The 12,234-nt window shown below is 59.1% G+C and carries 10 protein-coding genes; 5 read left to right on the forward strand and 5 right to left on the reverse strand.

Features of this window, described 5'->3' with window-relative positions; all coding sequences use genetic code 11:
• Positions 1–102: 102 nt before the first annotated feature.
• Positions 103–804, forward strand: a complete 702-nt coding sequence (locus H6G62_RS18035; RefSeq protein WP_190497652.1) for a methyltransferase domain-containing protein — start codon at positions 103–105, stop codon at positions 802–804.
• On the opposite strand, the gene H6G62_RS18040 is transcribed toward H6G62_RS18035, so the two are convergent.
• Positions 745–1,434 (reverse strand): helix-turn-helix domain-containing protein, encoded by a 690-nt coding sequence (locus H6G62_RS18040; RefSeq protein ID WP_190497654.1) that lies wholly within the window; start codon positions 1,432–1,434, stop codon positions 745–747. The two genes, H6G62_RS18035 and H6G62_RS18040, sit on opposite strands and share 60 nt — an antisense overlap.
• Before the next feature lie 253 nt (positions 1,435–1,687).
• Here H6G62_RS18040 and H6G62_RS18045 point away from each other — a divergent pair, with 253 nt between their 5' ends.
• Positions 1,688–2,401: a response regulator transcription factor gene (locus tag H6G62_RS18045; protein ID WP_190497656.1), complete on the forward strand. Its 714-nt coding sequence runs from the start codon at positions 1,688–1,690 to the stop codon at positions 2,399–2,401.
• Complete coding sequence (locus H6G62_RS18050) at positions 2,398–3,891, forward strand: ATP-binding protein (RefSeq protein ID WP_190497658.1); 1,494 nt, start codon at positions 2,398–2,400, stop codon at positions 3,889–3,891. The genes H6G62_RS18045 and H6G62_RS18050 overlap by 4 nt, the downstream gene beginning before the upstream one ends.
• Before the next feature lie 113 nt (positions 3,892–4,004).
• Here the strand turns inward: H6G62_RS18050 and H6G62_RS18055 are convergent, their stop codons facing one another.
• On the reverse strand, positions 4,005–5,345 hold the full coding sequence (locus H6G62_RS18055; RefSeq protein WP_347239378.1) for an NCS2 family permease: 1,341 nt from the start codon (positions 5,343–5,345) through the stop codon (positions 4,005–4,007).
• Between the two features lie 526 nt (positions 5,346–5,871).
• Complete coding sequence (locus H6G62_RS18060; protein WP_190497660.1) at positions 5,872–6,636, reverse strand: DUF2993 domain-containing protein; 765 nt, start codon at positions 6,634–6,636, stop codon at positions 5,872–5,874.
• A gap of 562 nt (positions 6,637–7,198) precedes the next feature.
• On the opposite strand from H6G62_RS18060, the gene H6G62_RS18065 reads away from it, so the two are divergent.
• A complete protein-coding gene (locus H6G62_RS18065; RefSeq protein WP_190497662.1) occupies positions 7,199–8,617 on the forward strand; it encodes a DUF4912 domain-containing protein in 1,419 nt (472 codons plus the stop codon).
• A 280-nt stretch (positions 8,618–8,897) separates the two neighbouring features.
• On the opposite strand, the gene H6G62_RS18070 is transcribed toward H6G62_RS18065, so the two are convergent.
• Entirely contained in the window at positions 8,898–10,004 is a 1,107-nt protein-coding gene (locus H6G62_RS18070; protein WP_190497664.1) for a diguanylate cyclase, read from the reverse strand.
• 288 nt (positions 10,005–10,292) lie between these two features.
• A complete protein-coding gene (locus tag H6G62_RS18075; protein ID WP_277883040.1) occupies positions 10,293–11,924 on the reverse strand; it encodes a PAS domain-containing sensor histidine kinase in 1,632 nt (543 codons plus the stop codon).
• A gap of 61 nt (positions 11,925–11,985) precedes the next feature.
• On the opposite strand from H6G62_RS18075, the gene H6G62_RS18080 reads away from it, so the two are divergent.
• Positions 11,986–12,234 (forward strand): helix-turn-helix domain-containing protein (locus H6G62_RS18080; protein ID WP_190496222.1); only part of this gene is annotated, 249 nt, incomplete at its 3' end.

Genomic DNA, 12,234 nt, shown 5'->3' on the forward strand with positions numbered 1-12,234 from the left:
GACCTGGGGCCTCGCTGTGGGAGGCTTTTGGCCATTGTTGTCCGTGATTGATCCAGATTTCTAGGCCATGATGGCTGGACATCATTTCGTCATAATCAAGTAATGGCTACTTTTCTCCGTCCCCTCAGCTATCGCCATCAGTGGCTATACGATGGCATTTCCCGCACCGCCGCCCTCACCGTGGGCGGCGAGGCCCGGTTTCGTACCCTAGCCCTGCAAAATCTTACCCTCACCCCAACGTCCCCCGTGTTGGATCTCTGCTGTGGCAGCGGCCAAACCACGGCTTTTTTGGTGCACCATAGCCAACGGGTGACGGGCCTAGACGCTTCACCCAAATCCATCGAACGGGCCAAGCGCAATGTCCCCCAGGCTACCTTTGTGGAAGGCTGGGCCGAGAAAATGCCCTTTGAAGACGACTGTTTTGACCTCGTCCATAGCAGCGCCGCCCTCCACGAAATGGAGCCCGGACAACGGCAACAGATTTTTGCAGAAACCCTGCGGGTTCTACGGCCTGGGGGCAGGGTGGCGATAGTGGATTTCCATCGCCCCCATAATCCGGTCTATTGGCCGGGGTTAGCCACCTTCCTCTGGTTGTTTGAAACCCATACCGCCTGGGCCATGCTCCAGGCTGATATTCCCCAAGAACTTCGTGACCTGGGCTTTCAAGCCGTCACCCATCGTCTCTACGCCGGGGGCAGTCTTCAGGTCGTACAGGCCCAAAAGCCCCCAACGTCTATGGACGACTCATTCTCCAGGAGTCCTGGGGTTACCACCGTGGCCCCGGTTGCCATGGGCATCGCGTAGGGCGCTGCGCAGGGCGTCTTCGGTTACCCCCAGTTGGGCGGCGGCGGCGGCGAAGTCGGGGCGGTCGGGAATACCCATAATGCGGCGGAACTCGGCTTCGCTAACACCGTACTGCTGGGCGAGGGCGGTGAAGTCGGGGGGGCCAGCCTGGGGGCCTTGGCCCTGACGCTCTTGGCGCTGGGTTTGCATGAAGTTATGCATGGTTTCCCGCAGTTCGTCCTCGGTGGTGCCGAGTTCGGCGGCGGCGGTGGCTAGGTCAGGGCGTTGGGGGGGCTGGTCGGGAATGCCGAGGGCATCTCGTAGGGCGTCCTCACTCACCCCTAGCTGGGTGGCGGCGGCTTCTAAGCGGGCACCCCGTTGCCCCATGCCTTGGCAGTTACCCATGCCCTGACCTTGGCTCCGGCCTTGGCCCTGACCCATACCTTGGCCTTGTCCCCGGCCTTGCCCCTGGCCTTGGCTGAGGAGGGGATTGGATGGGTTGGTTTGCTGTTGGGCGATGCTGTTGGGAGTGGAGGTGGTGGCAGCTCCGATGGCTGGGCTAACCTGAAGGGTGGCAAAGGCGGCTAGGCCAACAAGACTAGCAGAGCCTAAAAAGAGCGATGTTTTCCAGTATTTGTGAAGTAGTGACATGGTCATTCTCAACCTTGTATAGGGTCTAAACCTGTCTCCAGGGCAGACGGAGGGGATGACCACCGTTTTCGCCGTTGGCCTGGACTAGGTCTACGCTTTCCATTAAGCCAGGGCAACATGACGACCGTCTTACAAGCGAATTACAACTTTGTCATTTTGGCCCTAGGGGGGGCTTGACCAGGCATTCTAGGCATAGGTTCCCTGAATTGGGGGCTGTTGGATGAGTTTCGCAAGCATCAACAGATGATCCGCCATGAACGTGTTACTGGTGGAAGATGAGGCCAAAATTGCCAGCTTTGTGGTGCAGGGGCTGCGGGAGCAGGGCTTTGTGGTGGATCACTGCGCCAACGGCAACGAGGGCTATGCCTGGGCCACGGAGCGGGCGTATGACGTGGTGCTGCTGGATATTATGGTGCCCGGTAAGGATGGGCTATCGATTTTGAAGGATTTGCGCCAGCGGGGCCAAACGGTGCCAATTATCCTGCTCACCGCCCGCAATGAACTGGATGATCGACTGACGGGGCTGAACCTGGGGGCCGATGACTACCTGGCCAAACCCTTCTACGTGGAGGAACTGGTGGCCCGCATCCATGCCGTGGTGCGCCGCACCCAAGGAGAGCGGCAGAATATCCTCGCCCAGGGGCCGCTGCGGCTAGATCGCATCACCCGCACGGTGAGCAGCGGTGATCGGCAGGTGGATTTGACGGGCAAGGAATTTAACCTGCTGGAATACCTAATGCGTTCCCCCGGTCGGGTCTTCACCCGCACCCAAATTCTGGAGCACGTTTGGGGCTACGACTTCAATCCCAGCACCAATGTGGTGGATGTGGCCATCCAACGCCTTCGCAAAAAGCTAGAACCCGTCGAGGCGGCCCAGTGGATTGAAAGTGTGCGCGGCGTGGGCTATCGGTTTCGGCCCCCAGAGGCCAAGTCCCCAGAGGCCAAGTCCCCAGAGGCCAAGCCATGACCCGCCCTTCCCTACGTTGGCGGTTGGCCCTGCTGTCTTCGGCCTTGGCGGGGGGGGTGCTGGTGGGGTTTGCTCTGTTGTCGGGCTGGCTCACCTACCAGGCCAAGTTGGATCGCCTGGATGCCCAGTTGCGCAGCAGTCTACAGCCCCTCGGTCGGCCCCGCAACGGCGATCCTCTGGTGAATCCTGAAACCACCCTCGCCCAACCCCTAGGGATCCCTGCGCCAGAATCGGTGGCCCTCGTTCTCTTCGACCGCAACAATACTCTGCGTTACCAATCCCCTTGGTGGCCAACGGATCTCACCCTGCCGCGTCCCCTGCGCCCTTCTCCCAACGCCGATCCCCAGCCCCCTCGTTCCCCTCGCCCCTTAGCCCCAGGCCCACAGCAACGGCACACCATGGATCACATGGCTCAGGACATTGTCACCCTTGGCCCCGTTACGGCACGGGGGTCGGGCCAGCGCTGGCGAGTGGTGGGGCGATCTGGGCCGATGGGGCAGGTGGTGATGGCCGTCAGCCTCCAGGCTATTCACCAAGAAATGAAGGTGCTCTGGCGGATTTACGGATTGACCATCCCCGGTGCCCTGGCCTTGGTCGCCGTGGGGTCTTGGGCCTTGGCAGGACGGGCCTTACGACCTGTGCAAACCCTCAGCCAAAGCATTACCCAGGTCACGGCCCAGGGCTTGCATCAGCGCATTGCCACTGCCGAGGCCGATCAGGAATTTGAGCCCCTCATCACCGCCTTCAACGCCATGCTGGAACGGCTGGAACGCAGTTTTCATCAGGCCACCCGCTTCAGTGGCGACGCCGCCCACGAACTCAAAACCCCCCTCGCCATCCTCCAGGGTGAACTCGAACAAGCCCTGCAACGGGCCGAGGCCGGATCCCCCATGCAGCAAACCCTGGGGCATTTGTTGGATGAAGTCAGCCGTCTGGGGGGCATTGTGCGCAAGCTGTTGCTGCTTTCCTTGGCCGATGCGGGGCAGATGACCTTGCGCCAAACCCCGGTGAACCTGGGCGACTTGGTGACCGACCAACTCGAAGACATGGCGCTGCTGGCTCCCGACCTCACCGTCACTGCCGACTTGGTCCCCAACCTCTGGGTGCAGGGGGATGGCGACCTACTGATTCAGGTACTTCAAAATCTGCTGGGCAATGCCATCAAATACAACCTGCCCCAGGGCTGGATTCGGGTGGTGGGCCAGGTGCTCCAAAACCAAGTCCAGATCACCGTCACCAACGCCGCCCAACCCCTTTCTGATCAGGATAGAACCCACCTCTTCGACCGTTTTTACCGAGGCGACCCCGCCCGTAGCCGCACCACCGATGGCCTCGGTCTGGGCCTTAGCCTCGCCCGCGAAATTGCCCGCGCCCACGGCGGCGATATCACCCTAGCCGCCGTGGTACCGCCGGACTCTGAACCCTTCGCCGTAGGACTGGTGCTATGCCTGCCCTGGGCCGAGCCCCTACAAAAACGGGAATCCCCCTAGCGTTCTACTGGGGATTCCCGTCAACGGAGGATGCACTACGCCAGCGTCATCCATGGGGCAAACGCGATCAGGCCACGCTCAAGCGAACGCGCAACGCCATGCCGCCAGGGAGCCTACTCTGCGATAAAGATGTAGCGCAATACAAAGATCGCCGCCAAAATCCACATACCGATGGTAGTTTCGCTGGCTTTGCCCTGGAAGGCTTTGATCAGCGGATAGGCAATCAAGCCCATGGCCAGCCCTTCGGCGATGGAGAAGGACAGGGGCATCACCACGATGGTGAGAAAGGCGGCGATGGCGGCGGCGGGGTCGTCCCAATCAATCATCCGGGCGGCGGACATCATCATTACCCCCACCAGGATGAGGGCGGGGGAGGTGGCAAAGGAGGGAATGCCTGCAAAGAAGGGGATAAACAGCATCGCCACCAGAAACAGCAGGGCGGCAACCACGGCGGTGAACCCGGTGCGGCCCCCTTCGTAGATGCCTGAGGCCGATTCGATGTAGGTGGTGACGGTGGAAGTCCCCAGCACGGCCCCGGCGGTGGTGCCCACGGCATCGGCCATGAAGGCTTTTTCCACGCCGGGGAATTTGCCTTCGGAATCGATGTATCCGGCCTTAGACCCCAAACCCGTGAGGGTGCCGATGGTGTCGAACAAGTCCACAAACAGGAACACAAAGATGATGCTGATCATCTCCCAGAAGTTGATCCGAAACAGTTCGCCTAGGCCCACAAAGGCTTGGCCAAACAGATCCACCGGAGCGCTGGGAATGCCAACGATGCCCTCAGGCCAAGGGGCTACCCCAAAAATCCAGGCGAAAATGGCGGTGCCCAAAATGCCCCAGAGCAATGCCCCCGTTACCCGACGGGCAAACAGGGCCGAGGTCACCAGCAGACCCAGAATGGCCACAGCGGTGCTAGGGGTTTGGAGGGAGCCGAGGGTAGTAAAGGTCGGCTCGTAGGCCACGATGATTCCGGCATTTTTAAGGCCGATGTAGGCAATGAAGATGCCAATCCCGGCAGTGGTGGCGTGTTTGATGGCTTCCGGGATGGCCTCCACAATTTGGCTGCGGACATTGGTGACGGTCAGCAGAATAAAGATGATCCCTTCCACGAACACAGCGGCCAAGGCAACGCGCCAGTCAATGCCCAGACCCAGCACCACGGTGAAGGCAAAGTAGGCGTTGATGCCCATGCCGGGGGCCAGCACAAAGGGAAACTTGGCATAGAACCCCATAATCAGCGTGGCAATGGCGGCGGAGATGCCCGTGGCCATCACCAGTTCGCCAAACAGATCCCCCGCTTCATTCAGGAATATCGCCGCCGATAAAATATCGGGGTTGACAATCAAAATGTAGGCCATGGTGACAAAGCTGGTGGCCCCAGCAATCACCTCGGTGCGCAGATTGGTGCGATGACCTTCAAAATCAAAAAAACTGGCAATTTGGCCTGCAATGCCACCGCCACCGGGAGAAGGCTCTAGCCCTCCCCCCGGTGCAGTTTGCAGGTCTTCAGACGGCTGGGTCACGACGCGACTCCTCACAAAGGACTAAAACGACTCAGCCCTTAGTAATGGCTAGAAAACCTTGGTAAATCTGTTGTTTTCGATACATCTTTGCGGTTATTAATCTCATCCCCTGTTTTCCCGTCCCTAGCGGTAAAATCGCCTGATCCGGTGCCCCGACGATTTGACGGGTTAGGAATCGGGGTTTTCTGATTCGGATTTGATCTGAGTCATGGGGATGGAGAGTTAGGTAACCTGAGTTCGGGATAAGCCAAAGACTACAATTTCTAGAAGACTGCTTCTGGCTTGCGCTGTAGCCCTCACCCCATGGGAGAGGGGCTGGGGGTGAGGGCTACCAGGGCATAGAGCTACAGAGCTTAACCCGAACTGAGGTTAAGCTACGGGGGAGCCAGCGCAGACATCATCGTTTAGTCTGGCCCGTTGAGTTTGCTAGAGGCATCTCAGGGTTGTATTACCCCTAGGGAATGACCCGCACCATGCCTTCCATTTCAATGGCTTGGGGCGTCACCGCGAGATGGTAGATGTTAGCTTCGGTGCCCAAGTCCATCACCACATCGTCCATGGGGCTGGGGGCCAACCAACGGCCCGACTGGCCTACCTGTACCTCGGTTTGCCCTAGGGAAAGATAGCGTCCCTCCCGCATGGTGAGGTGGGTGTGCAGCCGAAGGTGTTTCTCGGTGGCCGCATCGATTAACCAGATGAGGGTGAGGGTGCCGTGGCCGAGGGCAATCTCGGTGAGTTGGGTGGCGGGGGGCAGGGCGGTTAAATGTTCCAGAACATCGTTCCCGGCGATGACATCTTTAGGGGATTGAACCCAGCGCTGGAAAATATCCTGGAGCCCCTGTTCTAGCAGCGGCGCATGGAGGGAGGCCCGCACGTCCTCGGTACGCAGAGAGACCCGCCCCTCGACCGGGAACGCTTGCAGCAGTCGCAAGGGTTTGCCCCGCACCACCTGGCCCAGGTTGATGCGAATCTCCTTCGCCGTCACCGCCGCTTGGCTAACGTGCAGCCCCCGATACACCGCCCGCTGGGCCGACAGGCTGACCTGGGGAATGTGGCCGGACAGAATTTGCCGATCCTTGCCCTCCAGTCGAAATTCCAGCCCCTCCAGGTGATCCAGTTGGGTGTGCAACCAGAGCCGAATGGCGGGCGGCAACAGACGGCTAATCACCCCTCGCCCCGCCCCTGGGGACGCCACCTCATTCGTCACAACCTCATCCATAGCCTCTGTGGATTCTGGGTGCATAGCCCACCGCGACAAACCTCAACCAGCATATACCCTGGCGTTGATCCCCCCTAGCCCCCCTTAACAAGGGGGGAACTGGAATCAAGGGGGGAACTGGAATCAAAGTCCCCCTTTTTAAGGGGGATTTAGGGGGATCTCCCAGGACTTGCGGCATGAAAGCAAGCTGTGTATACACAGTAGCTCCCTCGGGGAGAAGGGGAGCCAGATTCAGAACCCCTCTCCCTTCGGCCTCGGTTTTGATGTCCGTCGAGATCAGAATGTCATGAATTTATGACGCAATTGTGCTTATGGGGATCGCTATGTCATGAAATCCTGACAAAATTGATCCCCAAAGCCTGATTCTGCCGCTCAGAAGGCCCAAAAAGCCTTGTGATAGGCTTGATCCCCGGTTTCTTTTTTGTCATAGTGACGGGCAAGTCTTGATCCCCGACCACCGCCACGAGGGAACCCGCAAGGGCCATCGTTCCAGGTGTAGGGTGAGGCTTTGAGATCGGCGGTGACCTCTGTTTGAAAATTTCCCTGAGGAGAAGATTGGCCTATGTCCCAGCAACGCCCTCCCCTAGAAGACATGACCTTGCGGCAGCTTCGCAAGGTGGCCAGCGAGTATGAGGTGTCTCGCTATAGCCGGATGCGCAAGACCGAGCTAATCGACGCAATTCGCACCATTGATGCCCAGCGGGGGCAAATTCCGGCCCCTAGTGTGGTCACGTCCGCTGCTGCGGCCCAAACCCAGGTTGAAGCGTCAAAGTACATGGCCCCTGATCTGCCCCCTTTAGAGGCGCTCACTTCGGTAGATGAGGGGCTACCGGATTTGCCCAGCGGCTATGGCGAGAGCCGTATTGTGCTAATGCCCCGCGATCCCCAGTGGGCCTACGCCTATTGGGATATCCCTGCCGAACATAAGGACGACCTGCGCCGCCAGGGCGGTGTGCGGTTGGCCCTGCGGTTCTACGATGTCACCGACATTGACCTGAATTACCAATCCCCCCACAGCCTGCAACAGTACGAATGCGACGAAATGGCTCGGGATTGGTACCTGCCCATCCCCGTCAGCGACCGCGACTATGTGGCGGAAATTGGCTACCTCTGCAACGATGGCCGCTGGTTGGTGTTGGCCCGTTCCTTGCCCGTCCACATTCCCCCGGTCTACCCGTCGGATTGGATTGAAGACCACTTCATCACCGTGGATTGGCAGGCCGATCTACGCGGCAAGACCCTGATGGCCCTGCGCCACCCCAGCCGCACCGGAGCCGCCGCCCAGGGCATCTACGACCGTATGTATGCCATGACCAAGGACAGCGAAGCTCAGCGGGTGGCGGGTTCCCTCTATGGCTCCATGCCGCATGTCCCCGGTTCGGGGCAGCATGTTGCGGGGTCGCTCCAACAGGTGCCCGGTTCTATCCAGCACGTCGCCGGATCGGTGCAGCACGTCGCCGGATCGATTCAGCAGGTGGGTGGGGCCGTCCACATGGCGGGTTCCATCCAGCATGTACCCGGTTCGCTGATGGCCGAACAAGCCATGAGTTCCTACGTCTTCCCCTCTGGGGCAGGGCTGTGGGCCACGGCGGAGGTGCCCATGGGGTCGGTGCCCACCATGTCGGGCTATCCCCTCACCATGTCGGGGCTCACCATGTCGGGCTTTGGGTTGGGCTTCTCGGCCTCTGCGCCGCCCATCCGGCCCCGCCAGTTCTGGCTGATTGCCGATGCCGAACTGATCGTCTACGGTGCCACGGAACCCGACGCCACCGTCACCATTGGCGGCAAGCCGATCAAGCTCAATGCCGATGGCACCTTCCGGTTCCAAATGTCCTTCCAGGACGGCAACCTCGACTTCCCGATCATGGCGGTGGCCGCCGATGGTGAGCAAACCCGCACCATCCACATGACCTTTGACCGGGCTACCCTCGACCGCCGTACCAACACCAAGGAAGAGGCCACGCTGGAATGGTTGTCGTAGTTCGATAACCGCCTAACAAGTTTGCCTGCGGGCAGAATCACAAGGTAGGAGTCCCCACGGGGGCTCCTTTTTTGTCGCCGCTATAGCGGATTTCACTCGGTTGAAGTACATTACGACGATCCCCCCTGCCCCCCTTATCAAGGGGGGTTACGATGATCCCCCCTGCCCCCCTTATCAAGGGGGGTACAGAGTGAGCCTTAGACCGCTAGGTACTGGGGGGATCTAGAACCCAGCAACGGTGTATCTCACTCTATCGAGAACCGCTATAGTTTTGTCGCCGCTAGCGTTCGGCTTTCCCCATTGATAGGTCGAGATCGTAGGTATTGCATCCGGTGGCCTTCGCCCGATAGAGGGCTAGATCCGCTTGGCGCATGAGGCTAATAGCATCATTGCCATGGTGGGGAAACAGTGCGATTCCCATGCTGCCAGAGATGTGAAGGGTCTTGCCATGGATTGGGAAGGCTGGTTTGAGGTTCTCCTGGATGCGTTCACAAACCTGTGTGATGGAGTCTGGCGTTTCGACGGGGTACACAATGAGGGCAAATTCATCCCCGCCCCAGCGGACTAACACATCTTCTTCCCGCAACCCTTGGCTCAGGCGATGGGCCGTTGCTTTCAGAATCAGATCGCCCATGGCATGGCCAAGGGAGTCGTTAATCCCTTTAAAGCCATCGAGGTCGATGAAAATAATCGCTAATTGCTGTCTGTGACGGGTGGCCTGGGCGAGGGATTTGGTTAGATGCAGATCAAAAAAGGTGCGGTTGGGCAAATCCGTGAGGGAATCGTAAAACGCCTGCCGCCGAATTTGATCGAGAGCCTGTTTTTCTTGGGTAATGTCTCGCAGCAGCCAGCGCAGGCTAGCTACCGTGCCATCGGCCAGCCGGGTAATGGATAGGGTCGCAACGATATCCAGCGGGGAGCCGCTGTGGGGGCATAGCACGATGTCCCAGGACTCGATTTCGGGGGGGATCTGGCGGGAGTGACAGTTAATGGCCCCTAGGTTGGTATAGAACTCCGTTCGGTTCGATTCTTCCACAAACAGCACCAGGGGTTTCCCGATTAAGTAGGCTTGGGGACGATTCAGTAGCGTCGCCACCGCATGATTGGCCTCTTGAATACCGCCCTTGGCATCGGTGACCAGGTAGGCTTGGGGGGCTAAGTTAAACAGATCCTGGTAGCGTTGGCGCTCTAGCTCGATGGTTTGATGGGCCTCCACCAAGGCTTGATTTTGCTGCAACACTTCCTCTTGGGCGGCGCGTAACTCCTCTAAAACGCCATACAGATCGTGCAGGGCAATGGCCAAGAGGTCTGGCTGCAAAGGGGTTGCACTGGCGCGTTGTTGTAGGGCCAAGGCCCGTTGATAGATTGCCTCAATCTGTAATGCCATCTCCATAACGGTTACGTTTCCCTATCGCAAGGGTTCCAGGAACAACACTGAATCACACGTTTGCAAGGCTGATCGGTATCCTAGGGTGCGGGTGCGTTTTGGGTTGGACAATCTGCCTAATAATCGGCCTCGGTGGACGAATCCGTCTCGGTGGGCGGATCAAACTCGGTGGGCAGCGGATCGGCTTTAGAGCGTTCCATAGCCATGACTATCCATTTGCCATGGCCTTCGCCCTCGCCCCTGCCCCTCTCCCCAAGGGAGAGGGGTTCTGAGTCTGGCTCCCCTTCTTCAGGGAGAAGGGGTTGGGGGATGAGGGCTGAGCTTGGATGCTTGATGAGTGGGTATACTCTGAGGCCGTTCTAACGTTGAGGCTAGCGTATCGAGAATCGGTAAGTACACCCAAAAGGTCGTTCCCTGGCCCACCTGGCTCTCAACCCGAAGAAAGCCGCCATGCTGCTTCACCAGGCTGAACACGGTAGACAGCCCCAACCCGGTGCCCTGCCCAGGGGGTTTGGTGGTAAAAAAGGGATCGAATATTTGGTCTACCAGGCTGGGTTCAATGCCCATGCCCGTATCGGCCACCGTCACCACCCCATAGCGACCAGGACGCGCCCCTAGGTAAGCCTGGGTCGAGGTCTCATCCAGCCAGTCGTCGGCCACCGCCAGGGTGAGCGTACCGCCCTGGGGCATGGCATCGCAGGCATTGAGGCAGAGATTCATAAACACCTGTTGCAGTTGGGTGGGGTTGGCCAACACCCGATGGGGCCAATCCGGTGGGATGTGTACCACGATTTCCACGCCCCTGGGCAGGGTGGGCCGCAGCAGTTCAGCCACCGCCAGCAAGGGGTGACGCAGCCACAGGGGCAGGCGCTGCATGGGGGTGCCCTGGGCAAAGAGCATGAGTTGCTGAATTAACGCGACACTGCGCGTCCCCCCCGATTTGATCAACCGCACCAAATGGCTAACCGACTCCGGCAGGGCTGATGTGGGCAGGAGCAACAGATCGGCGGCGGTCAGCACTGGCGTCAGGGCATTGTTCAAATCGTGGGCCAAACCACTGGCGAGGATGCCGAGGCTTTCGATGCGCTGGGTGCGATAAAGCTGGGCCTCTAGGAGCTTGAGATGGGTGATATCGGTGTTCATCACCAGTAGCGATGGAGGCTGTCCGGTGTCGCCCTGGATGGAGGTACGGCGGCTGAGCACCGTGATTGATTGGCCCGCCTGGGTTTTCTGATTCAGTTCCCCCTGCCAAAAGTCCGGCTCTGGCTGGGACGGAGATCCGCGCAACCGCAGCACATCCCAGTCTTCTTGAAACAGATTATCGGTGGATTGGCCCAGGGCTTCCGCTGCGGTCCAGCCATACAGGCGCTCGGCCCCCAGACCCCAAAATTCCACCCGGCCCTGCCCATCCTGCACATACATGGCATCCGAGACTTGATCAATCAACGCGGCCTGGTAGCGAATGTGGGCCTCGGCTTGGTGGTAGTGATCGAGGGCTTGCTGAAGTTCGGCATTGGCGACGGTAAGTTCGGCGGTGCGGGTGGCCACCTGGCGCTCCAGATGATCGTGGGCCGCTTGCAACTGATCCTCCATCTGCTTGCGGGGGGTAATGTCTCGCAGCAGCCACAGCAGGGTGAGGGCTTCTCCCTGGGCATTTTGTCGCACCGCCACCGAAATCGCCACGGTCAGCCTGGTTTTATCCCGGCGGAGGAGGGTGATTTCCCAGTCCTGTGCTTCGCCGGGGGCCGCTAGGCGAGCTTGAAAGGTGGGCCGATCCGCCTCGACAATAAACACAATCAAGGGTTTGTGAATCAGAGCGTCCTGAGATAGGCCACACAGCACCGCCGCCGCCCGATTGGCATGGTAGATCAGGCCGTGGCTGTCGGTCACCAGATAGCCATCGGGAGCCAGTTCAAACAGGGTGGCATAAGCTGTTAGTCATCTAAACTGCGTATAATACATTAAAATTCTGGAATAAGCCATGGGAGTCAGAAACTATCTAACGTCAGAGGAAAAGCAAGAGCTTCAGAAGCAGTTGAAGTTCCATGAACACCCTGACATTCGAGAGCGCATTCTAATACTACTACTGCGCAATGACGGCAGGACTCAACAAGAGATCGCGGACTTAATCGGATGCTCCTTGCGGAAGGTGGCCTACTGGAGCACCCATGGAGATCCGAGCAAGTTAGATAGTTTGATCGATGACCGAATGAAAGGCAACTATCATAAG

Origin of the sequence: Phormidium sp. FACHB-1136, assembly GCF_014697375.1 — a bacterium.
GTDB lineage: Bacteria > Cyanobacteriota > Cyanobacteriia > Phormidesmidales > Phormidesmidaceae > Nodosilinea.